The sequence below is a fragment of the Paenibacillus sp. FSL H8-0259 genome (assembly GCF_037963255.1).
GTDB classification, from domain to species: Bacteria; Bacillota; Bacilli; order Paenibacillales; family Paenibacillaceae; genus Paenibacillus_AQ; species Paenibacillus_AQ phytohabitans.
The window spans coordinates 5,532,704-5,558,406 of sequence record NZ_CP150147.1 but is presented as its reverse complement, the minus strand read 5'-3'; the positions used below and the strand labels follow the sequence as shown (position 1 = coordinate 5,558,406).

General features: G+C 52.8%; 16 protein-coding genes. 12 read left to right on the top strand and 4 right to left on the bottom strand.

Annotated features, from left to right (window positions below; genetic code table 11):
• Window positions 1-943 precede the first annotated feature (943 nt).
• The 8 genes from NSU01_RS24170 to NSU01_RS24135 all read left to right on the top strand — a co-directional run bounded on the left by NSU01_RS24170 (window position 944) and on the right by NSU01_RS24135 (window position 13,111).
• On the top strand, window positions 944-1,822 hold the full coding sequence (locus NSU01_RS24170; RefSeq protein ID WP_083442607.1) for an ABC transporter permease subunit: 879 nt from the start codon (window positions 944-946) through the stop codon (window positions 1,820-1,822).
• On the top strand, window positions 1,816-2,676 hold the full coding sequence (locus tag NSU01_RS24165; protein ID WP_039301338.1) for a carbohydrate ABC transporter permease: 861 nt from the start codon (window positions 1,816-1,818) through the stop codon (window positions 2,674-2,676). Before NSU01_RS24170 ends, NSU01_RS24165 begins: the two co-directional genes overlap by 7 nt.
• 79 nt (window positions 2,677-2,755) lie before the next feature.
• Window positions 2,756-4,300: an extracellular solute-binding protein gene (locus NSU01_RS24160; protein ID WP_076245767.1), complete on the top strand. Its 1,545-nt coding sequence runs from the start codon at window positions 2,756-2,758 to the stop codon at window positions 4,298-4,300.
• Window positions 4,301-4,380: 80 nt separating this feature from the next.
• On the top strand, window positions 4,381-6,135 hold the full coding sequence (locus tag NSU01_RS24155; protein WP_076245765.1) for a histidine kinase: 1,755 nt from the start codon (window positions 4,381-4,383) through the stop codon (window positions 6,133-6,135).
• The gene (locus tag NSU01_RS24150) at window positions 6,113-7,648 is read left to right on the top strand and encodes a response regulator (protein ID WP_076245763.1); all 1,536 of its coding nucleotides are present in this window, start codon (window positions 6,113-6,115) and stop codon (window positions 7,646-7,648) included. Before NSU01_RS24155 ends, NSU01_RS24150 begins: the two co-directional genes overlap by 23 nt.
• Before the next feature lie 139 nt (window positions 7,649-7,787).
• Entirely contained in the window at window positions 7,788-8,825 is a 1,038-nt protein-coding gene (locus tag NSU01_RS24145; protein ID WP_076245761.1) for a LacI family DNA-binding transcriptional regulator, read from the top strand.
• A gap of 275 nt (window positions 8,826-9,100) precedes the next feature.
• Entirely contained in the window at window positions 9,101-12,289 is a 3,189-nt protein-coding gene (locus NSU01_RS24140; RefSeq protein WP_076245815.1) for an alpha-mannosidase, read from the top strand.
• Between the two features lie 270 nt (window positions 12,290-12,559).
• A complete protein-coding gene (locus NSU01_RS24135) occupies window positions 12,560-13,111 on the top strand; it encodes an SMI1/KNR4 family protein (RefSeq protein WP_042138830.1) in 552 nt (183 codons plus the stop codon).
• Between the two features lie 76 nt (window positions 13,112-13,187).
• On the opposite strand, the gene NSU01_RS24130 is transcribed toward NSU01_RS24135, so the two are convergent.
• A complete protein-coding gene (locus tag NSU01_RS24130) occupies window positions 13,188-14,927 on the bottom strand; it encodes an ATP-binding cassette domain-containing protein (protein WP_076245759.1) in 1,740 nt (579 codons plus the stop codon).
• Between the two features lie 105 nt (window positions 14,928-15,032).
• On the bottom strand, window positions 15,033-15,956 hold the full coding sequence (locus NSU01_RS24125) for an AraC family transcriptional regulator (RefSeq protein ID WP_076245757.1): 924 nt from the start codon (window positions 15,954-15,956) through the stop codon (window positions 15,033-15,035).
• 150 nt (window positions 15,957-16,106) lie between these two features.
• Here NSU01_RS24125 and NSU01_RS24120 point away from each other — a divergent pair, with 150 nt between their 5' ends.
• Complete coding sequence (locus NSU01_RS24120) at window positions 16,107-18,767, top strand: glycoside hydrolase family 78 protein (RefSeq protein WP_076245755.1); 2,661 nt, start codon at window positions 16,107-16,109, stop codon at window positions 18,765-18,767.
• A 539-nt stretch (window positions 18,768-19,306) separates the two neighbouring features.
• On the opposite strand, the gene NSU01_RS24115 is transcribed toward NSU01_RS24120, so the two are convergent.
• Window positions 19,307-20,194 (bottom strand): LysR family transcriptional regulator, encoded by an 888-nt coding sequence (locus tag NSU01_RS24115; RefSeq protein WP_042138827.1) that lies wholly within the window; start codon window positions 20,192-20,194, stop codon window positions 19,307-19,309.
• Window positions 20,195-20,346: 152 nt separating this feature from the next.
• On the opposite strand from NSU01_RS24115, the gene atoD reads away from it, so the two are divergent.
• The 3 genes from atoD to NSU01_RS24100 are packed head-to-tail and all read left to right on the top strand — an operon-like array spanning window position 20,347 to window position 22,866.
• Entirely contained in the window at window positions 20,347-21,006 is a 660-nt protein-coding gene (gene atoD / locus NSU01_RS24110; protein ID WP_076245753.1) for an acetate CoA-transferase subunit alpha, read from the top strand.
• Window position 21,007: 1 nt separating this feature from the next.
• Window positions 21,008-21,679, top strand: a complete 672-nt coding sequence (locus tag NSU01_RS24105; RefSeq protein ID WP_076245750.1) for a 3-oxoacid CoA-transferase subunit B — start codon at window positions 21,008-21,010, stop codon at window positions 21,677-21,679.
• The gene (locus NSU01_RS24100) at window positions 21,679-22,866 is read left to right on the top strand and encodes an acetyl-CoA C-acetyltransferase (RefSeq protein WP_305954217.1); all 1,188 of its coding nucleotides are present in this window, start codon (window positions 21,679-21,681) and stop codon (window positions 22,864-22,866) included. The genes NSU01_RS24105 and NSU01_RS24100 overlap by 1 nt, the downstream gene beginning before the upstream one ends.
• A 620-nt stretch (window positions 22,867-23,486) precedes the next feature.
• On the opposite strand, the gene NSU01_RS24095 is transcribed toward NSU01_RS24100, so the two are convergent.
• The gene (locus tag NSU01_RS24095; RefSeq protein WP_083705620.1) at window positions 23,487-25,664 is read right to left on the bottom strand and encodes a serine hydrolase domain-containing protein; all 2,178 of its coding nucleotides are present in this window, start codon (window positions 25,662-25,664) and stop codon (window positions 23,487-23,489) included.
• Window positions 25,665-25,703: the final 39 nt, after the last annotated feature.

Sequence of the window (25,703 nt, the reverse complement as noted above, 5' to 3'; positions counted from 1 at the left end):
AGTATGGATACAGTGAAGGTACGGCGAGAGTGCAGTAAAAGTAGAGTAAATGGTAGGGTAGAGGTAATGTAAGAATAGAATATAATTAGAGTGAAGGTAAAGTAGAGGTACAGCGAAAGTACAGCGAAGGTACAGCGAAGGTACAGTAAAGGTACAGTATGGGAATGCAGACAAGCATGCCCGCCTGCGCTAACAGGATCATTCAGCTAATGTGATAAGGCTCGTAAATTGCGTTTCCGCAGTTTGCGGGCCTTTTTGTATGCAATAATACTTTGTTACCTTTGTTACCTTTGTTACCTTTGTTACCTTTGTTACCTCAGGAATTTCCTCATTCATCCGCTTTCCGTGGCAGGAGCGGGTGACTTTTTGTGAAATCCTGCACAAAATACAACATTTTCCTCCTAATATCGATTCAAATCCAATATTGTTGTATCAAATGCAACATTTAGCCTATTTCAGACGGCTTAGCCGGATTATTCTTGTATTTTATACAACAATCCTCCCGAACACTGAGCTATCCGTGAATCAAAGTTGTAAAACGTACAACAATTTTGTCTTCAGTACTTCTAGGATGTCTCCATTCAGCCGGCAACGAATCACGCGCATGGAATTGACGTATTCCGCCAGTCCTACAGCGATCATTCGGTAAATTGTCGGGTTGTTGTCTATAGTGCGGCTTAGATAGACTGGAGTTGAAACTGTAATGCAGGTTAGTGCTGTTTCATGTCCCCCTACAGACCGGCTCAATCCGAATAGTAATATTGTTCTATCAATCCCTTAAATCCGTTCATGGCTGCCCCGCGGTTCCCTTGTTATTCTTATCTTGTAAACGATATCAATGCAAAGAGGTGAATTCCTTGTGGCGCATTTCCCGGCTCCCCTGAACACTGCTGCAACGCCGAAGAGCGCATACAGAGCTAAGGTGTGGAAGCGCATATGGAGTATGCGTACCCTGTATCTCATGCTGCTTCCCGGTGTGGCCTACTACATTATTTACAAGTATATACCCATGTACGGAGTGCTGATTGCCTTCAAAGATTATGACATTTTGAGCGGAATTGTGCGCAGTCCGTGGGCAGACCCCTGGTACAAGCATTTTCAGTTTTTTTTCGAATCGCCTTATTTCAGTCAATTGCTCACGAACACATTCCTGATCAGTCTGTATAAAACAATCTGGGGAACGATTCCTGCCATCGGCGTGGCTCTGCTCATTCATGAAGGCCGCAGCCTTTGGCTGAACCGGATCGTACAAACGCTGAGCTATATGCCCCATTTTCTGTCCTATGTCATTATCTACGGCATTGCAATTGCCTTTCTGTCCGAAACCTCAGGCCTCGTCAACCGCTGGGTGGTGGAAGCGGGCGGGAACGGCATTCCGTTTCTGACCTCGACAGCGTATTTCCGCAGTGTGCTGGTGGGAACCGATGTCTGGAAGGATCTTGGCTGGGGGGCTATCATTTATCTGGCAGCCATGTCCAGCATTGATGCTACGCTTTATGAAGCAGCCCGCATCGACGGCGCGGGAAGGCTTCGCCGGATCTGGCATGTGACACTGCCCGGCATACGTTCCGTGATTATCCTGCTGCTGGTGCTGAAGGTCGGCTCTGCACTGGATGCCGGTTTCGAGCAGATTTACATTATGTACAATCTCCAGGTAATGCCGGTGGCAGATATTATTGATACCTGGGTATTCCGGGTAGGCCTGGAGCAACTGAATTTCAGCCTGGCGACAGCGGTCGGATTGTTCAAATCCTTGATTGGACTTGTGCTTATCTTCCTGTCTAATAAGCTGGCCCGGAGATGGGGGGGCAATCTATGGTAAGCCGCGGAAACGAACGCTATTTCGATTATTTCATTAATATCCTGCTGATATTGCTGGCCGTAATTTCCGTCTTTCCCCTGCTGTATGTGTTCGCCGTATCCATTACACCCTACAGCGAAGTGCTGCGCAACGGCGGTTTTGTGCTGATTCCCCGCCGGATTACCTTTGAGGCCTATAAGGCGCTGTTTGGAATGGATGCTATTCCCCGCGCCTTCCTCGTGACCAGCTTCGTTACGGTAATGAGCACACTGATCAATCTGGTCCTGACAGTGCTCATGGCCTATACCTTGAGCCGTAAGCATCTGGTCGGCCGCAGCTTCTTCATCTTCCTGATCGTGTTCACCATGATGTTCGGCGGCGGCTTGATCCCGACCTACCTGGTCGTAAAAGGAACCGGCCTGCTCAACACGGTCTGGGCGATGATTATTCCCGGGGCGATGTCTACCTGGAATGTGCTTGTGGTCAAAACGTTCTTCGAAAGCCTGCCCGAAGAACTGTTCGAATCGGGACGGATCGACGGTGCGGGCGAATTTACAGTGCTGCTGCGGCTGGCCCTGCCGCTCTCCATCCCGGTACTGATGACCATCGGCTTGTTCTGTGTCGTAGGCAGCTGGAATACCTTCTTCAGCGCCGTCTACTATATTACTGACCCCGGCTTGAATCCGCTTCAGGTCATCATCCGCGGTCTGTTATTATCCTCCGAGCAAATGGAATATAATGCGGACATTGTACTGCCGACAACGACCTTGCAGATGGCTTCGGTAGTGGCGGCAAGCCTGCCGGTCATCGTGGTCTATCCCTTCGTGCAGAAGCATCTGACCAAGGGCATGCTGATCGGCGCCGTGAAGGGTTAACGGATTGTTCCCGGCGCTGTTCAAACGCCGGCAGCGCCGACTCAATACAACATTTGGTATACGAAAGGGGAGCATCATCATGAAACAAAAGAAGCGTATTCCTGCTGTACTGGCCTGTGTATTAACAGCGGGCCTGCTGCTGGCCGCCTGCGGAGGAAGCCCACAGTCAGATTCCTCCGCTACGGAGGGGCCGGGTTCATCTACAGACGCTCCGGCGGACGCCCGGGCGGAGAAGGTAGCTATCGAGGTCATGCGGGTCGGATGGAACACCACCACCCAGATGCCCAAGGAACAAGATAACTTCGTGAAGAAGACGCTGGATGAGAAGCTCAATATTGATCTGAAAATGACGCTGACCTCTTCTGCGGATGAATTCATTCAGAAGCTGAATATCCGGGCGGCGGGCAGCGACTTGCCCGATGTGATCCTCTTCAATGGACGGAATGAGTTCCAGGAATATGTCAAGAAGAACATTCTGCTTGATCTGGAGCCGTATAAGGAGAAATTGAAGCCCGCAGCGGATGCCATCGGAGTCAATGTGTACAGCCGGGTGGAGGTTAACGGCAAGCATTACGCCATATCGCTTAATCCCCAGAGTAACTGGAATTTATTCTGGCTGCGCAAGGATTGGCTGGATAAGCTGCAGCTGCCGGTTCCAGAGACCCTGGATGAAGTATTTGAAGTTGCGAAAGCGTTTACCGAACAGGACCCGGACGGGAATAACAAGAAAGATACTTTCGGCATCACAGGCAGTCTCGGCACTCTGGTGCATCTGATCAACCTGCAGCATGGCGTCGCCGACGCGTTGTATATCAAGGACGGGAAGATGGTCAACGGCATGTTCGAGCCGGAAATGAAGGAAGCGCTGGCTTATACTCAGAAGGTGCTGAATTCCGGCGTGGTCGATCCGGAGATTGCCAGCAACAAGGGCGACAACGCCAAAGATAAAGCGTTCCAGGGCAAGGCCGGCATTATCATCAGTGACTGGACGCAGATTATGAAGGACAATGAAGTGGAGAAATGGAAGGGCGCCAATCCGGATGCGGAATTCCTGATGCTGAACAAGCTGCAGGGACCCAAAGCGAATATCCTTGCCGCCATGGATAAATCCAGCGTATCCGGCATCGTAGCCATTTCACGCCAGGCCGCCCAAGACGAAACCAAACTGAACCGCATTTTTGACCTTATCAATTATACAGCCTCCGGTGAAGGCTCCGAGCTTGTTCAGTTTGGCCAGGAAGGTGTACATTTCACCAAAGAAAACGGTAAGCCGGTAATTACGGACCGGTCCGCAGAGGCGGCATTCACCTGGGTCTACCAGCTGGCCGGCCGGCCGGAAGCGGAATATCTGAGCACCAAATTTGCCAAACAGATTGACTATATTCAGGCTAGCGAACAGGTTGAAGTGCTGGATACCTACAACGGGTTTGTTGTCTTCCCTCAGAACTACAACGCAGCTGATGCCGACCGCTTCAAGAACGAGGAAATGCTCAAATTCCAATACGGCAAAAACAAGCTGGAGCAATACGACAGCTTCCTGGAGAAGCTGAACACGACCTTCAAGTACCAGCTCTTCCAGGACAGCGCAATGAAACAGCTGCAGGAGCTGGGTTATGCGGAATGAGCAGGATAACCCTGCGGAGGCCGGCAGTTGTGATATACTGTAGCATGAATTTACGGTAACGATAACCGGGAGGGAAGACGATGGGAGGCTGGAAACGCATATGGCCACAAAAGTTCAGAAACCGCTTGTTTGCCGCTGTTGTGATCTTCCTCCTGCTGCCCTTTTTCCTGCTGCAAATCTATAATTACCGGATGATGGAACGGACCGTGTCCCGCGAGTTTCAGGAAAAGGCAATCGAGCAGCTCAACGTGGTTAACGACGCCTTGAACAACGAGATCAATAAAGCTTTCCTCTATTATGTGTACCTGGAGCGGGACCCTTATACCCGCTCCGTATTGCTGTATCCGGGACAACTCAATCCTGCGGAGAAAGCGGTATTCCTGCAAAGCACCGCCCGTCCGGCATCGCTGGAGCTGCCCGCCCAGATTACCGTCACCCTGGCCGACCGGTCCGGCACGCTGTACCACACCGACGGGCTTGTGCAGACCGGGCAGGAGCATGCCAATTTTGTCCGGGAGAGCGGGTTTGCCGGACTCGGTGCTGAGGGAGACTCCTTCCGCTGGGTGACCGGCAAGGATTTGTCCATGTATGCTGTATTGCTCGATAACCGGCAGCAGCCGTTCGGTTATCTGCGGATTAATTTTTATTATGACGGCTGGCTTGCCGAAGCGTCGCGGGATCTGCTGCTCCAGCAGCATTATGTATTGATGGACCAGGGAGGCCAGCTGCTCAATTCCTCCGATTACTTCCGGGCGGTGGACCGCACGGCCATCCAAGAAATGATCCGCGTTCCGGAAAGAGAGGAACCTATGCAGCGGGTTGATTATGAGAGCTCGTCAATTCTGACGATCAGCCCGCTCTACAATCTGGATTGGTATCTGGCCGCGTCCATGCCGCTGAATACTTATCTTGGGAATATGAAGGAACTGCGGGAGCAGAATTTCAATTTCTCCCTGCTGTTGTCCGGCGGCTTCCTCCTGCTTACCTTCCTCATCGCCGGTGCCATGTCCCGGCCCATCGCGCTGCTCCGGCGTAAGATGGCATTATCCGCACAGGGGGAATTGAATACACGGGTGGAAGAATCCTTTTTCCATGGAGAGATGAGGGATTTGGCGGCCACGTTCAATACGATGATGACGGATATCGGCGGATTGCTGCAGAAGCTGAAGCTGGAGGAACGGCAGAAGGAAGCGCTGCATTACCAGATGCTGACCGCCCAGATGAATCCGCATTTCCTGCTGAACACGCTGAACACGATCAAATGGATCGCCTATGAAAAGGAAGAGGATGATATCGCGGAAATATCGATTTCTTTGGGCAAATTGCTGGAAACAAGCCTGTACTCGGATGTAGAGCTGATTCCCTTGCAGAATGAGCTGGATCTGTTGCAGGCGTATGTATATATCCAGAATATCCGCTATGAAGGCAAAGTAAGGGTCACTCTGGATGTGGAGGAAGGGCTGGCCTATGCTCTTGTTCCGAAGCTGGCGCTGCAGCCGCTGATGGAGAATGCCTTCAAACACGGCTTCTCCACGCTGCAGGAGGATGCCCGGGTCTCAGTCCGGGCAAGGAGATCGGGACGCTCGCTGATTCTGGAGCTGGAGGACAACGGTGTCGGCCTTGCACGCGCCGGGGAACACCCGGAGCTCCGCTCGCGCAAGAGCATCGGAATCGCCAACATCCGCCAGCGCCTGCAGCTGCTGTTCCGGGAAGATGGCAGTCTCGTTCTTCTGGAGGGGGAGAAGGGGACAATGGCACGCATCACCATCCCGTTATTGATTGCAAATCCTTTCCAATCCGGAGGTGCAGAGCATGTGGAAAATTCTTCTGGTTGAAGACGAGCCGTTTGTCCGGCGCAAGCTGCTTAAACTGGTGGACTGGGAAGCTTATGGCTTCAGTGTGGCAGGGGAAGCTTCCGACGGAGAGGAGGCCTTGCAGCTGATGCATCAGCTGAGACCCGATCTCGTCATTGCCGACATTCTTATGCCCCGCATGGATGGCCTGGAATTGCTGCGGCAGACGCGCCATGCCGGGCTGGACAGCCGGTTTGTCATGCTGACCTGCATGGGCGAGTTCGAATATGCCCGCAAAGCGCTGGAGCTCGGAGCCAGCGGATATGTGCTCAAGCTGTCGCTGAGCATCCCGGAGCTGCAGGGGCTTCTGCTTAAGATCGGCGAAGAATTGTCAGCCTCGCGCAGGCAGCGGCATGCGCTGCTGGGACAGGAATTCAACCGTTATTATGGCCTCGTCTGGGAGGCGGTGAAGGCGGGGCAGGAGACAGCGCCGCCTGCGCCTCCGGCATCCTACCGGCGGCTGCTCATGGTCTCCTGCATCGGGACCGCCCGGCCGCTGCTGGCAGCCGTCCTGGAAGCCTGTCCGCCAGACACCTGGATGGAGGAGGTCTGGACCGGTTCTTTTACGGCAGACGGCTGTACGACCTGCTTCTTCTGGTCTGACGGCGGCCTTAGGCTGCCCGGTAACCTTACGGCGGGCATGCCCGTTCAGGCCGTGGCCTGCGGCGGTCCGGTTCCGCCCGGTCTCATCCATGCGGAGTGGACCCGGCTCTACCGGCAGCTAAACGACCTCTGGTACGAAATTAAGGGCGAAGCTCCGGCAGACGGCAGCGGAGCAGAGTCCGCCTCTACATCTGCCGCCGGGCCCGAGGCGGCCGGAGAGCCGAAGCTTCCGCCTATATGGGTCATGGAGAAGGAGATTGTTCTGGCCTTTGCCCAGCGGCGGAGCGCGGATATGCAGCGTACGGCCTGCGCGATGTGGGAAACGCTGCGGGCAAGCCGGCTGCCCTTCTGCCTGGTGATGGAGAAGGCGGAACGCCTGGTGCGGACCTTTGCCGAAATCGGCAATCAGCCTCCGTCCGGGCCTGTTCAGCAACTGCGCGAAGTGGCCACCCACCGGGAGCTGCTCGCTTGCTTTTTGGCGGCCGCGGATGAAATGCAGGTGCGCATGGCCGCAGCGGAGGGGATAACAACCAATCATCCCGAAATCAACCGTGTGCTGGAATACATCCACAGCCGTTTTGCCGAGAACATCACTCTGCGGGCGGTCGCCCGTTATGTCGCCATGGAGGAGCATTATCTCAGCGGGCTTTTCCGCCTGAAGACAGGGGAGACGCTCATCAACTACCTGCAGCATGTGCGCGTGAAGAAAGCCCGGCGCTTACTCCGCGAGACAGACTTAACCGTTAATGAAATCGGCCGCAGCGTCGGGTTCCCGAACGATAATTATTTTATCAAAACGTTCAAGAAATGGTCCGGACAAACCCCCGGGGCCTACCGCAGGGACAGAAGGGAGGCGGAGACGGCGAACCCGCCTTCGGAGAGGCCAGTTTAGATTCCAAGCGCTCTAAGCGGAGGCCACGCGGCAGAGTATATTGCCAAAGGCTTCCCCTGTTTAACCAGATATAAAAATGAAAGAAAGCGCTGTACAACTTTTTATAACACGTGTTATACTCTCGGTGAGGTGCTGATATATGGGCAAAAAAAGAGTGACCAGCTTTGACGTAGCCAAGCGGGCAGGCGTGTCCCGCAGTGTGGTATCTGCGGTGCTGAATGATACTCCCGGCATCGGGGTTGGAGCGGAGACGCGCGAAGCCGTGCTGGAAGCCATCCGCGAGCTGAATTACCATGTGGACGCCGGAGCGCGCAGCATGAAGACGGGAAGAAGCATGACGCTTGCCGCTTTCGGTGATACGCGTCATCCGCTGTTCACCCGGCTGCTGGAAGGCATGCAGCGGGAGTGTGAGCTCAGCGGGTATCATATTCTGCTCTGCTCTCCGCGCCATAAGGGGAACGCCAACGGCAGGACCGAGCTGTTGGAGCTATATCACCGGCGGAAGATCGACGGGATTGTGACGCTGGATCATACCAGCTACCACGATGAGGAGTGGGCTTCCCGCATAGGGAATGCCGGAATCCCCTATGTTTCTGTGGAAGGGTACGCAGAAGTGCCTGGTGTGTTTTCCGTGCTGGCCGATTATTCGGGCAGTGTGGAGACGGCGCTGAATTATTTGCTGCGGGAGGGTACACCGCAGCAGCCCGGCCCGGTCTATGCCGAGGTATACCACGGGCATAGCGCGGATAACTGGGCGGAGCGGAACCGCCGCGATGCCTATACCGGCTGGTGCAGCGCACATGGGATGGAGCCAATCGTGATCCGGCTGGAGGAACACCATGGCGACTGGACAGCGTGCCTGCAGAGGCTGGCGGATAGCGGGCCGCAGCATGCGCCGCTACTGGTCAACTGGTCAAGCGCAATTCCCGATCTGTACCGGGCGGCTCACAAGCTTGGCCTGCGTATCGGTGAAGATGTGCGGATCATGGCGGCAGATAATACGATTCAGGGTCACCGTCTTAGCCTGCCGTCTCTAAGCTGCGTAGAAATCCCTTATGTGAGTATGGGGGAAGAGGCGGTACGCTGCTTACTTACGCAGATGAACGGCAGGAACGAAGCAGGACAGGCGGACAAAATCTGGCTTCCAGCAGTATTAAGGGCAGGAGAAAGCGCGTAACCGCGCTTGGTATGAAGGGGAGGCTAAGCCATTCATGGTGTTACACTTGCTGCCGGCACTGCCTGAACAGCTTTTGCTGGGGGACGATGTAGCTTTAGCTTGCACATAGTCTGAGCCGGCTGAGCTAACAGGCAATATGCCTTAAGCAGCGATTCACTTTGTAGTGGCAGCTTATCCTAATTAGCAGGGAACGGTACCATCCTTACACGGATGGACCGTCTTTCTGCCCATTTTATAACACGTGTTATACAAAAAGGAGGAAAATCGGAATGGGAATGTTTTGGACTGAAGAGAAGCTTGCACTGCGGTTGAAGGAGCTGGAGGGTTACCGGTACCGTGAGGTTATTACGCTTGATGAATGGCTGGTTACAGAGGATCAGGAGGGTGACAATGGTGTCTATCCGTCCGCCCCGGAAGGAGACAAGAAGCTTCGTATAGGGGATTACTGGACCGGCAGTGATGTATATTTGTGGCTCCACAGAAAGATCACAGTGCCAGCTGCCTGGCAGGGACAACGGGTGGTAGGCCTGTTCGATTTCGGTAGGACAGGCGAGGGCAACAACAGCGGCTTCGAATCCCTGCTGTTTCTGGACGGCAAGCCGTATCAGGGTGTGGATTCCAATCACCAGGAGGTGTTTCTTGAAGCAAATGCCGCTGGCAGGGAGCTGGACTTCACCTTCCGCCTATGGTCAGGCCTGAACGGAGACGGCCAGCTGATTGCTCAGGAACACCGGATCAAGCAGGCTGAGCTGGCTTATCTGGATGAATCAACCGACAACCTCTATTATACAGGCCGGGCGGCACTGGATACTTTCAAGCAGCTTGCCGACAGCCAGATCGAGAAGCATGAATTGCTGATGGCATTGAACCGCTCGTTTAACAAGCTGGACTGGTCAAGGCCCGGCAGCGCAGATTTCTATGCTTCAGTCCAGGAGGCTGAGGAGAGCCTGCTCGAGGCCCTGGCCCTGCTGGAGCAGCAGCATCCGGTTACGGTAACCGCGATCGGCCATACCCATATTGATGTGGCCTGGTTATGGCGGCTTACCCATACCCGGGAGAAAGCGGCCCGCTCCTTCTCCACAGTGCTTCGGCTGATGAAGCAGTTCCCGGAGTACATCTTCCTGCAAACCCAGCCGCAGCTCTATGCCTACATCAAGCAGGATTATCCGGAGATTTATAGCGAAATTAAGCAGCGGGTGGAGGAAGGCCGCTGGGAAGCCGGAGGTGCAATGTGGCTGGAAGCGGACTGCAATCTGACCAGCGGCGAGTCGCTGGTGCGCCAGATTCTATACGGGACAAAATTTTTCCGCGAGGAATTTGGCGTAGACTGCAAGTACCTATGGCTGCCGGATGTGTTCGGCTACAGCTGGGCGCTGCCGCAGATTCTGCGCAAGTCGGGCATTGACACCTTCATGACGACCAAGATCAGCTGGAGCCAATATAACCGCATGCCGCATGATACGTTCCAGTGGAGGGGCATTGATGGCAGCGAGGTACTGACCCACTTCATCACCACACCCGAGGCTCCTGATTCCAGTGCCTGGTACTATACGTATAACGGCCTTATTGAGCCTTTCTCTGTGCAGGGGATCTGGGACCAGTACCGCGACAAGAACCTGAACCGTGAGCTGCTGCTCTCCTACGGGTATGGCGACGGCGGCGGCGGTGTGAACCGCGAGATGCTGGAGATGCGGCGGAGGCTGGATACCATGCCGGGGCTGCCGCAAGTGAAGCCGGGCCGTGCGGATGACTATTTCGAGCGGCTGCATGAAACGATAGAAGGCACCGATCAATATGTGCATACCTGGGACGGGGAGCTGTATCTGGAGTTTCACCGCGGGACTTACACCAGCCAGGCTTATAACAAAAGAATGAACCGGAAGCTTGAGCTGCTGTACCGCGAGGCGGAGTGGCTGCAGATACTCCTTGCTGCGGAGACAGGCGGATATGCACAATATCCTGCGGAATCGCTCCTGGCAGGCTGGCAGATTATTCTGCGTAACCAGTTCCATGATATTATCCCCGGCTCCTCCATTCATGAGGTCTATCAGGATTCACGGCTGGAATATGCCGAAGCAGAGCAGCTGGGCCGGGCTGCCCTTGATGCTGCGGCGGATGGACTTGTCAAACTGAAGAGCCCTGATGCTGGATCAGCGGGTGAGGATGACCCGGCGGATACCGCGTCACACAAGGAGTACACGCTGTTCAACAGCTCCCTCTTTGGAGGTCCCCGTCTGGCAGCCGTCCCTCACAGCGGAGAGATTGCCGTCTGGACGGATGCCGCCGGCAACCCGCTGGCCGCCCAGCGCTCCGGCAGTCAGTGGCTGGTCGGGGTAGAAGCTGTTCCGGCGATGGGGAGTGTAGTGATCCGCGCTGCACAACCCGCCGCTTCCGGAGAGAATCCGGAACCGTCCGTTCCTTTTACCTGGCAGGATTCAACACTAACAACACCTTATTATATTCTGGAGTGGAATGCAGCCGGACAGCTGAGCCGGATCTATGACCGCAAGGAAGCGCGCGAGGTGCTGGCAGCGGGCGAATTCGGCAATCTGCTACAGGTCTTTGAGGATAAGCCGAAGATGTTCGACGCCTGGGATATCGATCTGTATTACCAGGAGAAAATGCGGGTAGTAAGCGATCTGCGCTCTGTAGAGCTGACCGAATGCGGCCCGCTGCAGGCAGTGCTGAAGTTCACCTGGAAGTACATGGATTCCTCGATCACCCAGAAGGTTAAGGTATATGCCGGAAGTGCACGGATTGACTTCGAGACCCTGGTGGACTGGCATGAGCAGCATCAGCTGATGAAGGCGGCATTCCCTGTTGCCGTCCGGGCTACAGAAGCTACCTATGATATCCAGTTCGGCAACGTGAAGCGGCCGACCCATTGGAATACAAGCTGGGATTATGCCCGGTTCGAGAGTGTCGGCCACCAGTGGGCTGACCTGTCGGAGCGGGGCTATGGCGTCAGCCTGCTGAACGACTGCAAATACGGATACGACATCAAGGATCACACGATGAGGCTGTCGCTGATCAAATCGGCAACCAGCCCGGACCGGCTGGCTGACCAGGGCGAGCACCGCTTCACGTATGCCTTGCTTCCGCATAAAGGGGATTGGGCTGCGGCAGGCACGGTGCAGGAAGCGTGGGCGCTGAATAATCCGCTCCTCGCTGCAGAAGGGGGTTATGCCGCCGGTAACGGCAAGTCGCTGATCACCTGTGATGTGCCGAACATTGCCGTCGATGCCGTTAAGCTGGCCGAGGATGGCAGCGGATGTATCGTCAGACTGCATGAGTATACGGGAACACGCAGCACGGCGAATATCGGCAGCGATTACTCCGCCGTCTCCTGGCAGCTGCGCGATCTGATGGAGCGTCCGCTGGAGACTGAAGCGGTGGACGGACCGGCCATCCGCCTTGATTTCAAACCGTATGAGATTCATACGCTGCATGTTGTTTTTGCCTGATGTGAGCGTTAATTATGCATTGATTGACCGAAAGATCCCCGGACTCCGGGGATTTTTTGCTTTTTTGCGGGAGAAAAGCCGCCCTGCCGAATAATGGTAAGCCGGACCAAATCAAACCGAAAAGAGGCGATCCCCTGATGTTCAAAGGACAAAAGTATTAGATTGCGGGTACTTTCATTAAGGGCAGGATTGTTTAAATACTAAGCGAATACCCTAGATATGATGGGTTTTACAAATCAATTGGTGGTTTTTTTATGAGGGGGAGGGCAAATGTCAAAATTAATAACCGCATCCTTAGAGGCTTTAAAGAAGGTAATTTACAATAACAAAAATTTTTCTATACAAAGAAATTTAGGATTTCAGCTTACATGTAGATTTTCATTTTCTAAGCCCGTCTTATTGAAAGAAATCGAGGATTTTGAAGCGGAGACGGAGTTAAAGCTGCCTGAGGATTATAAGTTCTTTTTGTCTCTTCATAACGGAATGGAATTATATAAGGATGTTGAAGAATCGGCACCTCATTGGCATATTTTTGGAGTGGATGAAATTCTAGATGCATTGGAAAAGTTTCCAACCCCTGAGCACGTATACGTTATAGCAAAATTCAGTGAGACTTTAATATGTGTAAATAGCGATTATGTAAAGCAAGGCAGAAAAGACTATCTGTTTGACCAGTCAATCTATACCTCAGCTCGTGATAATGGTGAGCCGCTTAATTTAAGCTTTGAACTATGGCTCGATCGATTACTTGTATCGCAGGGGGATCAATTTTGGTTATGGAACGGCATCACACCAGAGAATCTTAATAAATATTTTCCATAAAACAGCAAAAGAAACCCTAAATATAAGGCTTCTTTTGTCGTTTTTTTCTGACAGGTGAATCCTATTTAGTTATCATTTACAGCTGCTTAATCAGCTCTTCCAGCTCATCCATCAAACCTTGTGCAAGTTCAAAATTAGCAGCTTTCAAAGCCAGCTCGATTTTCGTTTCCACTGCTTTTTTATTTTGTTCCAGTTCCAGATAGTCCTTATCAAAATGCCGGGCATAAATCATCTTTTTGAATTTCTTGATCGTCATCTTTCTAATCGTCTTGCCGTCAATGATCAGAACATAATCCATCCCGTTTACCACGGAATAGAAATCATGAGATATCATTAGAATCGAACCCTTATAGTTCTGGATTGCGTTCTCCAGTGCGATTTGTGTATAGGTGTCCAAATGGCTTGTCGGTTCATCAAGCAGCAGTACGTTCGCTTTACTGGCCGAAACTTTAGCCAATTGAAGCATATTTTTTTCGCCGCCGGATAAAGATTCTATCTTCTGATTAAGGATTTCTCCCTCAAAGCCGTAGCTTGAAAGATGCGATCTAATCTCATCATACGTTGCGAACCCGGCATCGATGAATTCCTCCAGGATGGTATTAGAATCCTTCAGCATTTCACCTTGAAGCTGAGATAAATAAGTCACTTTAGCATCCGGATTTACTTCTATTGCATCATGATTATTTCTATAAATCTCCCGGAGTAATGTCGTTTTCCCGGTGCCGTTTGCACCGATAAGGGCTACTTTATCCGTAGATTTGATCTCAAAGGTAACATTTTCTAACAGCAGCTCATCAAAGGAAACGCTATAGTTATTAACAGTTATAACAGTGGTGTCTTCCAGTTCATGATCGATACTGAAACGGATATCCGGCTGCTTAATCTCGACGAATGGAGCTTTAATTCTGCGCGCTTCCAGTCTTTCCTGAAATTTAACTCTGGCTTTTAGCGCTCTCCCTCTGGAGGCTTCTGAATTATAAGTTGCGATTGCTCTAAGGTTATTGACGATGCTCTCGTTTCTCGCAATTTCTTCCTCTTCAGCGATGGCGAGCTCCTGCAGCTCAATTTTGGTTTGCAGCAAGGAGAAGTTGTAATCAATATACCGCCCGTCAAACTCCTGGATCTCCTTGTTTTCAAGGTGCAGGATTTTGTTGAAGCAATGATTGAGCAGATAGCGGTTGTGCGTAACCACCAGCAGTATGCCTTTGTGGGCATTAATAAGATTCTTAAGTGAATTTAGGTTGTCAAAATCTAAAAATACATCGGGCTCGTCCATAATCATGAAGTCCGGACGGCTGAGCATTTCCTTCATTACTTGAATGAGCTTGAATTCCCCGCCGCTCAGGTCAGATACCCTGACATCCTTTAGCTTCATGAGGTTTGCCAGATTTAGCTTCTTATTAATATTGCTTTCGTAATCATTCCCGTCCATAGCATCGAAGGCGTCCAACGCTAACTGATACCTTTCCAGCAGCGTATCCATATCCGAGGAGGTTTCCATTTCAGCCAAAATAGAATTTATTTCATTCTGTACCTTAATAAATTCTTCGCCGATATATTCAAAAACGGTTGTATCTTTAGTTTTTTCCGGTTGGGAGAACTGGCTTACATACCCGATGCTGCAAGTAGGATCTATCTCTAACCTGCCCTCAAACAGATATCTTTCCGGGTCCATCAGAATATCGGTCAGTGTACTTTTCCCGCTGCCGCTTGTTCCAATGAAAGCACAATGCTGTGCGGCTTCAAGCGTAAAGGAAATATCTTTATATAGTTCTTTTTGCGGGAATGAGAAGGATAAGTGTTCTGCTTTTATCATAGTGTTACCTTTCTTTCTAACTAAATTTGTGACTATTTTAGGATGTATTGAAGAGCACAGATGTTGAGTTTACCGTTGATAGCCTAACACTATTTACAAATAACATCAATCATTCCGCGTTAAAGTTGTTTCTCCCGGCTCCGGCCCCTTCAGATGCTTCCTCCCGGACGCCTGCCGGTAGCTCCCCGGAGTGGTGCCGATAATCCGCTTGAACACCAGATTGAAGGTCTTCGGGTCATGGTAGCCGACCTGCTCCGCAATGAACTGAACGGGCGCCTTGGGCTGCTGAACCAGCAGCAGGCAGCTTTTCTGAATCCGGACATTCTGCAGGTAATGATGGAAGGTCTGCCCGGTATTCGCCTTGAACAGCCGCTGAAGATGCCTTTCACTCCAGTCAAAGCTGCGTGACAGACGCTTCAGGGTGATTTCCTGCGCGTACTCCTGGTTGACATAATTCAGAATCTGCAGGAATTGCGTCTGCTTGTTCAGCGGAAACTGGACCTCGTCATGCCTGAGCCGGTAGATACTTATCAGCAGTTGAATGAACAAGGTCAGCAAATAGCTGCCCGCGCCGGTCTGCGGAAGATGAACCTCCCGGTGAAGCGCCAGAAACAGGCTCTCGATGGAACCGTTCAGATCCGTCACGGAGAATGCGGGCAGCTGATGATTACGGATCTGCTCCAGGTAGGAGGCAATCGGCGGGTCCGGGATCAGAGCGGCAAGGTTGTCCAGCAGCTCCGGCTTAAACAAACAATTGTACACCACGAGCGGCTCACGGAGCGGGCTGGGTGAAGACGGACGGAAGACATGGGAGACTCCTACGGGAATATAGTACAGCTGGCCCTTGCCGGTCTGCTGAGCCTGCTGCCCGATATAATGGAAGCCTTTGCCTTCGGCAACGAAGGTCAGCTCCATGAAGTCATGGGAGTGAAGCGGAAGATCATAGTTCTCGGTAGCGCGGTTCACATATAACTGGAGATTGTTCTGGAAGAAATACTCTCCTTTTAGCGTATGATTGGCCGAATGCATCAGTTCACTCCTCTAAACAACAGAATGTCCTTTTTACCCCGGTGAAATGTCCATATTGCAGGTCATTTAAATGCTGCGGAATTCTATAATTGTAATAGAAAGCGTTTCATATTTATAGGGGCAATCCCAGAAAAGACGGGGTGTAATGAAATGATAGCTGTTCATAAATTACGTGTGGAGTACAAAGACAATCCGATGGGGCTGGATGTCCGTTATCCAAGAATCAGCTGGCAGCTGGATGCGGATGAGCGGGATGTCATGCAGCAGGCGTATCAGCTTCAGGCAGCAATGGATCAGGACTTCGGAAGCACGGTATGGGATTCGGGCAGAGTGGAGTCCGGACAATCCCTGCATATTGAGCTGAAGGAGCTGCAGCTGCAGGCTAAGCAGCGCTATTATTACCGGATCAGAGTATGGGATCAGCAGAACCGGCCTACAGAGTGGTCGGATACCGCCTGGTGGGAGACGGGCCTGCTCTCGCCGGAGGATTGGGAGGCAGAGTGGATTACAGCGCCGCTGGCTTGCCTGGATGTCCAGGCAGAGCAGGCTCCGCTGCTGCGGCGGAGCTTCCATGTAGACCGGCAGGTCACCCGGGCCAGAATGTATGTGACCAGTCTCGGTCTCTATGAAGTGGAGCTGAACGGTACAAGAGTCGGCGAGGATTATTTGACCCCCGGCTGGACCAGCTACAGCACCCGCCTGCAGTTCCAGACCTATGACATTACAGGGCAGCTGGCAGTGGGGGACAATGCGGTTGGCGCCTGGCTGGGGAACGGCTGGTACAAAGGAAACCTGGCCTGGGATAACAAAAAGCATGTGTTCGGCGACCGCACGGCCCTGCTGATGCAGATTCATCTCATCTATGCGGACGGGGTGGAGCAGATCATCGGAACGGATCAGGGATGGACAGTATCGCCCGGACCGCTGCTGATGTCGGAGATCTATCACGGCGAAACCTATGATGCCCGTCTGGAGCAGACCGGTTTCAGCAGGGCGGAGTACGATGACCAGTCATGGACGCCTGCGGAGATCCTTCCGTACACCAAGGATATTCTGCTGGCCCAGGAGAATGTTCCGGTAAAAGCAATTGAAGAACTGTCACCCATCGCACTCCTGCGCACTCCGGCCGGGGAGACTGTGCTGGATATGGGCCAGAATATGGTCGGCTGGATGCGGTTCTCCATGGAAGGGCAAGCAGGACAGGAATTTCAGCTGCGGCATTTCGAGGTGCTGGATCAGGAAGGTAATGTGTACACAGACAACCTGCGGGCAGCCAAACAGACAGTTACTTATATTGCCAAAGGCGGTGGACGGGAGAGCTTCCAGCCGCGTTTCACCTTCCAAGGCTTCCGGTATGTTCAGCTGATAGGCTTCCCTGAGAACCTCTCGCTGCAGGATTTCGCAGGTGTTGTCCTGCACTCGGATATGGAGCCGACCGGTAGCTTTACCTGTTCCAATCCGCTGCTGAATCAGCTGCAGCATAACATTCTCTGGGGGCAAAAAGGCAATTTCGTCGATGTGCCGACAGACTGCCCGCAGCGCGATGAACGGCTCGGCTGGACCGGGGATGCGCAGATGTTCATCCGTACGTCGGCGTATCTGATGAATGTGGCCCCCTTTTTCAGCAAATGGCTCAAGGATCTGGCGGCCGATCAGCTGGATAACGGCGGTGTTCCGTTCGTAATTCCTCATGTGCTGGATGAGAATTCCCATTCTTCCGCGGCCTGGGGCGATGCGGCTGTCATCTGTCCGTGGACGATTTATCAGTGTTATGGCGACAAGCGGATTCTGGAGCAGCAGTACAGCAGCATGCAGGGCTGGGTGGAGTATATCCGCCGGCAGGGGACGGATGAATTCCTGTGGAATACCGGTTTCCATTTCGGAGACTGGCTGGGCCTGGATGCCAAGCCGGACAGCTACATCGGCGCTACGGACAGGGACTATATCGCGACTGCCTTCTATGCCTATTCTGTAGAGCTTATGGGTAAGACTGCGGCAGTGCTGAGCAGAACAGAAGATGAGCAGTACTATTCACAGCTGCATGCGCGGATCAAACAAGCTTTTAACCGGGAATTCATCACGCCTGCCGGACGGATAAGTGTAGCTACACAGACGGCCTGTGTGCTGGCGCTGATGTTCGGTCTAGTGGAGGGTAAGGCGGAAGAACGCACGGTTGCCAAGCTTATAGAGCTGCTGGAAGAGAGCAAATATCATCTCACCACAGGCTTCGTCGGCACGCCTTATCTGAATCTGGTGTTGGCTGGAGCGGGGCATTATGATGCTGCCTACAAGCTGCTGCTGCAGACCGATTACCCTTCCTGGCTGTATCAGGTTACCCGGGGGGCGACGACCATCTGGGAGCATTGGGACGGGATTAAGGAGGACGGCAGCTTCTGGAGCAAGGATATGAACTCGTTCAATCATTATGCATATGGGGCGATTGGCGATTTTCTGTACCGCTGTGTTGCCGGCATCGAGCAGGTGGAAGAGTATCCGGGTTATAAGCAGTTTCTGATTCAGCCGCATCCGGGAGGCGGACTGACTTCGGCTGCCGGCGGGCTGGAATCTATGTATGGGGAGATCCGCTCCGAGTGGACGATTGATTCCGGCAAAATAGAGCTGGTGACCGTAGTTCCGCCAAATACCTCGGCTACTGTGCTGCTCCCGGACGCTGTGCTGGCGGGTGTGCAGGAGAACGGGCAGGAGCTTCAGGCGGTCCGCGGTATTCATTCTGCCGAGCAGCAGGAGCAGTCGGTGAAGATTACGCTCGGCTCCGGTAAATACAGATTCGGATATGCCTTACAAAAGTAAGCGGTATAGCAGAGTTCCTGTGGAATGACGGGGCTCTGCTTTTTGTTGATTAGGAAATTATGAGATTCGTCTGTTGTGGATAAATTTCATTGGAATTTGGTTGGATCATTCAATTTCTGGTGTGTGGTTTGATTTGCCCTTATGAGGAATTTGTTCTTATGCAGCTATATAGATTGAACTTGGGGAATAACCTACTCCACAGAACTCTGCATTTGCAAGTCTATTGGAGAGTAACTAGCGTGATGTGCATAGCATTTAATTGTATTTTCTGCAGTTAAAAGACGGCGAGATTCCGGATTTTCCGGTTTAACTGTATTCTGTACAACTAAAAAAGCGGTGAGTCCCCTTTTACGAAATATGTGGATTTTTAAGTGTAGAAAGTGCAATTAAAACCCTCGCAGCGCAATAATCGCCCGCTTTAGTTGTACAAAATACAGTTATAGCTTAGACGGCGCGAATCCCGGCACAGCCAGCTGTCCATGCGGTGAGCCCGGGACTGATCCGAAAGTCAAGCTATCAAGCTATATAGTCACATTGCGCTATACAACCAGGGAATGATCCTCCAGGAAGCGGATGAATTCCCGCATGCATTTACTGATGTAACGCTCCTTGTTCCAGATCAGCACAACGTTCCACGGAATGGACGGATTCCGCAGCGGCAGAATGCGCACATTCTGGTTAGATACCTTCTCACAGAGCGGCTCAGGCAGGAAGGCGATGCCCAGATTGGCCGACACTAGCTCGACCAGCAGATCCCATTGAGCACTTTCATAAGCGATATTGGCTTCAAACCCTGCGCTGATGCAGGCTTCGATAATATGCTGCCGCATGGCGAACCCCTTGGCGAACAGGATCAGCGGCTCTTCCCGGAGATCGGTCAGCGAAGCCTCTTCAAGTGCCGCCAGCGGATGTGACTTATGGACAACAATTGCCAGATTCTCACGGACAAAAGGCTTGATTCCGAAGCTGCCCTCCCGGACGGGAAGCAGGACGGCGCCCAGATCAATGCTGCCCTCCAGCACCATATTCTCAACATTCTTCGAGCCCTGTTCAATGAGCTCGAAGGAGATGTTGGGATATTTTTTTTGGAATGGAGTCACGACTTTGGGGACAAAAACGGAGCTGATCACCGGAGGAAGGCCAATCTTGATCGTACCGGTCTTAAGGTTGCTGATGTCGTCCAGCGTCATATGCAGATTGTCCACTGCGGCAATAATCAGCCTGATCTGCTCCATCGCCGCTGTTCCGGCATCGGTCAGCCTGACATATTTGCCTGAGCGGTCAAACAGGATGACGCCAAGCTCGTCCTCCAGGCTCTTAACCATCTTGCTGAGGGTGGGCTGGGTCAGGTGAAGCTTCTCCGCCGCCTTGGTGATGTTGTGCAAATTGGCCACTTCCAGCACGTATTTCAGGTTCCGTACATCCAAAAGTAAGCGCCTCCAATCTATGATATATTTTCATGGTTTGCATGCGATGTCTGAATTTTACCCCTAAAAAAGCGCGTTGTACACTGTATACATAAAGACATCCGCATCACATTTGTCAATGGGCTGCAGCAAAAAAACAGGAGGGGTTCGGTGTGGGGAAAGTAACGACGCTTGAAGAAATAGGCGAACTTGTGCATGACGGTATGACCATTATGGTTGGCGGTTTCATGGGAACCGGAGCACCTGATGCACTGGTAGGCATTCTGATGGACCGGGATATCAAAGACATTACGCTGATCTCCAGCGACACGGCTCTGGTCGATACAGGAGTAGGCCCGCTGGTCTTGGGCCGGCGGCTGAAGAAGGTGATCGCTTCGCATATCGGCACCAACCCGGAGACGGGCAGACAGATGCTCGCCGGGGAGCTGGCGGTGGAGCTGGTGCCACAGGGTACGCTTGCCGAGCGGGTGCGGGCCGGCGGTGCAGGGCTCGGCGGCATTCTGACGCCGACAGGAACGGGGACGATGGTCGCCGACAACAAGCAGACGCTGACCATTGAGGGCAGGGAATTTCTGGTGGAGCTGCCGCTGCGGGCGGACGTTGCCCTGCTGAAAGCACACAAAGCGGATAAGTCGGGCAATCTGGTGTACCGCAATTCGGCGCGCAATTTCAATCCGCTGATGGCGCTGGCCGCCGATCTGGTCATTGTTCAAGTGGATGAAATTGTGGAAACCGGGGAGCTTGACCCCAATATTGTGGTTACGCCGGGTGTCCTGGTCGATAAAATCATCTGCTATAAGGAGAGTGAATAACATGGATACGAAAGAGCTGATCGCACGCAGAGCGGCAGTTGAACTGCATGACGGGGACGTAGTCAATCTGGGCATCGGGCTGCCGACGCTGATCCCGGATTATCTGCCGGCAGGCATCAACATTATTCTGCAATCCGAGAACGGCTATATCGGACTTGGACCGGTGCAGGATACGATCATTCCCGATCTGGTCAATGCAGGAGGCAAACCGGCTAACATTCTGCCCGGGGGTTCCTTTTTCGACAGTGCCACTTCCTTTGCGCTCATCCGCGGCGGACATGTGGATGTTACCATTCTTGGCGGGCTGGAGGTAGACGCGCACGGCAATCTGGCCAACTGGATGGTTCCCGGCAAAATGGTGCCCGGCATGGGCGGCGCCATGGATCTGGTCACAGGTGCAAAAAAAGTTATTGTCGCTATGGAGCATACCTCCAAGAACGGTGCTTCCAAAATCGTAAGCGACTGCACCTTGCCCCTAACCGCGCGCGGCGCAGTAACGATGATTATCACGGAGCTGGCGGTATTCCGTTTCACCCCGCAGGGGCTGGTGCTGGAAGAGTTGGCTCCAGGTATTGAATTGGAAACGGTTACAAATAAAACGGGTGCTGCGTTTACGGTTTCTGGGGATCTGTCTCCCATGCGGAATATCCCTTCGGATGAGGTGTTGTTATGATTACAGCCCAAGAAATTGTCATTGTCAGTGCGGTGCGGACGGCACTCGGCACCTTTGGCGGAAGTCTGGCCGGAATTGCCGCTGTAGATCTGGGGGCGCTGGTCATCAAGGAGGCGCTGCAGCGGGCAGGTGTCGCTCCGGAGCAGGTCGATGAAGTCATTATGGGCAATGTGCTTCAGGGCGGGCTGGGCCAGAATCCGGCGCGTCAAGCGGCAATGAAAGCGGGCATTCCGGTGGAGGCCTCCAGCCTGACCATCAATAAGGTCTGCGGTTCGGGCATGAAGGCGGTTCACCTGGCAGCACAGAGTATTATGGCGGGAGACAGTGAGATTATTGTAGCCGGCGGGATGGAAAATATGTCGAAGGCGCCTTATGTGCTGGATCAGGCCCGTTACGGCTACCGCATGGGTAACGGCACACTGATCGATACGATGGTAAGTGACGGCTTGACCTGCGCGTTCAACCAATACCACATGGGGATTACGGCTGAGAATGTCTCCGAACAATTCGGGATCAGCCGCGAAACGCAGGATGCCCTGGCGGCGTCCAGCCAGGAGAAGGCCGTGCGCGCCATTGAAGCAGGCCATTTCAAGGAAGAAATCGTACCTGTAGTCATTCCGCAGCGAAAAGGCGATGCCATCATCTTCGATACCGATGAGTTTCCGCGAAAGGGAACAACGGCCGAGAAGCTGGCAGGCCTGCGCCCGGCCTTTAAGCAGGACGGCAGTGTTACCGCCGGGAACGCCTCGGGCATTAACGACGGTGCTGCGGCGCTGGTCATTATGTCGGCGGAGAAAGCAGAGGTGCTGGGGCTGAAGCCGCTTGCTCGCATTCTGTCTTACGCGTCCGGCGGTGTGGATCCTTCCATCATGGGGATGGGGCCGGTACCGGCAACGAAGAAGGCGCTGCAGCGGGGCGGCCTGACGATCAGCGACATCGATCTTATCGAGGCTAACGAGGCGTTTGCCGCACAGATGCTGGCGGTAGGCCAGGCCCTGGACTTCCCGGAGGAGAAGGTCAATGTGAACGGCGGGGCCATCGCCCTGGGCCATCCCATCGGTGCGAGCGGCGCTAGAATTCTCGTAACACTGGTACATGCACTGAAGCAGCGCGGTGCACGCACCGGACTTGCCACTCTGTGCATCGGCGGCGGCCATGGCGTAACGACGATTATTGAGCGGATCTAGGGCGGATCTAGAGCTGAGCTGGAACAGATATAGAACAGATATAGAACAGATCTAGAACAGATCTAGAACAGATCTAGAGCGGATCTAAGCTGCTGACACCCGCGAAGGTGGCATACTTGCCAGGATGATCAGAAGGTTTGTGAAATATGGAACAATATTGTTGCAGGCAAAGCTCCTATATCCGGGGCTTTGCTTTTTTTGAAATATTACGCCAGAATTTATATGCTTCTCATGATAACTTATCCTTCTATTTCTCGCTGAAACGCTCCGTCCTTTAAAGGACGGTGCGTTTCCACTTGATAGCAAACTGTCAGGCCAGCTGCCCCTCCCCAGGTTCATATATCCTGAAGCGGACTGAGATTCCGTTATCTTATTCATTTGAACCCAAAAGAAGGCATTCCAGGTCAATTAAGCGATTCCGATTAACCGGCAATTTCGCCGAATTTACTCAAATAACGGATTCTCAGTCCTCTTCGGTGAAGGACTAGTGCTCACAAGACTACTTTCATTTCTCGAAAAAAATACAAAACGCTTTACGGCCGGCCGGGCACACGTAACATCAAGACGCATCCGCGGTGCCGGGCCTCCAGAGTAATGATGAAGAACTACCCGATACGATGTTATTGCACTGAAACCTCAAACTTCGTGCCGGCATCCCCTGCGAACACAATCGATCCTCCCGCAGGCAGCGTGATCTGATCCTTGCCTCCGATGACACTGAAATAGATGCATGTTCCCTTGGCATCATAAACGGCGAAGGAGGCTTTCGAGGGCATACTCACCTTGATGTTCTTGCCCCCGTCTTTGTCGCTTATCGTATACCACCTGGCGTATCCGCTCGGCGGAATCGTTACGGTTGACTTCTTAGCGAAATTAGTAGGCTTCAAGGCGTCCTCGTTCACTAAGATGAATCCGGCAAGATTCAAGTACTCAACGCCATCTTGTGTAAAGAACGTAAGACCGGAGAGATCCCGCCCGCTGTTTCCCGGAATTTGCAATTCGGAGACGGCTGAATCCGGACCGGTTATTCGCTTATCGAGCACGTACCCCGGCAATTGCTCCGACACATTCAATTCGGTGGGAGGCAATACGAGATAACCGAGCGACGTATACTTCGCATTCAGCAGATAATACTTCTTGCCGTCGCGCTTCATCCATGCTTCCCTGGTTTCTGCCGGAAGCTCTTGGGGCTGGAGCTTCTCGGAAGTGTACTCTGACGATGCGGTCTGCCCAAGACCCGGCACCGAAACGTATTGACGAATCCATAAGTAAGTGCGGCCGTTCTCCTCTTTCACGAAGCTGACCATCGCATTTCCATCCGAACTATGAAACATGCCGTCCCTTGAATAGTTGAAGATCTGTTTCGGATTATTGGAGGGCTGTTCCGAAGTAATGGACAAGACGCCGCCTGCGGATATTTTGATATTCATCATTGTACCAGTCGCGCCATAGATTCCCGAATACTGCAGCATGGACTCCGGGATGTCAGCTTGTACCGGCGCACCGTATGACTTCTCAGGCTTAAATTCAGTAATTGTACCTTTTTCCTTCAATGCCTGCAGCAGAATTTCGTTCGCCATGAGCTGATTGTACATGCCGCTCCCGCCGGAAGAGACAACAGCTGCCGCTATGTCCTGTCCGGGAAGCACAACGAGCGACGCTTTATAGAGAGTGATTTCCCCGCCTTTGGTCAGCGCCTTTATTCCGTATTCACTGAAGGGATACAGATCGACACTGTCCCAGCCGAGACCGTATCCGATGGAGTTGTCCGCATCGTCAGGCCAGAGTGGCGTCTTATACTCGTCTTGTGCCATGAGCGCAGCCGATTTGCCGGCCAATACTTCTTCCGCTTCTCCCGTGAAAAGTTGCGAGAACCGGGCCAAATCTTCCGCTGTGGAATAAATGCCGCCCATTCCGATCGCGTTGACCGTCTGGTCCGGAAGTTGTCCGGGATATGCAGGATAATAGAGTCCCGCCATCTTTGCCCTGTCCGGTGAATCGAGCGGCGTCAGCGTATTCATCATACTCAGGGGTTCCGTAATATACCGGTGGACATAAGAGGTGAAGTCCATGCCGCTGACCCGCTCGACCAGAATCTCGGCCAGTGTAAATCCGTCATTGCAGTACACCGAATAAGCGCCCGGGTCCGCTTTCAAGGTCTGACCGGACAGTTGCTTCAGCAGTGTGTCGTGGGCATAAGTATCGTTGTCTTCGAATAAATCAGCGTTCACGTTCGACGATCCGTTCAGCCCGGAGGAATGATTCAGCAGCATGCGCGGCGTAATCTGCTTGTAGCGTTCATCCGTCATCGTAAACTCCGTGATATACCGGATGACCGGCGTGTCGAGACCGATTTTCCCTTGTTCGGCCAGCTGCATAACGGCAACCGTGGTAAACATCTTACTTATCGAGGCGATCCCGTACATCGTGTCTTTCGTGAGCGGGTTCAGGCCCTGCTCATCATTCTTGCCGGATTGGCCAGATACGGTGATGCTGCCATGATCGATAAGGGCGTATTGCACGCTGTTCGTGGCATATGTAGTTGTGAGAAGTTCTGCTTTCTCCTGTGCGGCTTGCCGGGTAATTTCGTAAGTGGGTTCAGCTTGCTGTGGAGGCGAGTCCGCTTCCGCCGTTGACACGGCTTGCGGAGCAGCACTTGACAGGGTTACCTCAGCCGTATTCAGTGCTTCTGCTACGTTCTGCATTTCAGCCACTGGTGTGTTGTCATTGCAGGCGGTTAGTAGGAGAAGCAGACACAAGAATAGTACAGCTGCGGTTCTCCACCGATTTCTTATCATTTGAACTCCCCCTCTCCAGGATTTCTTTATTTATTGAAG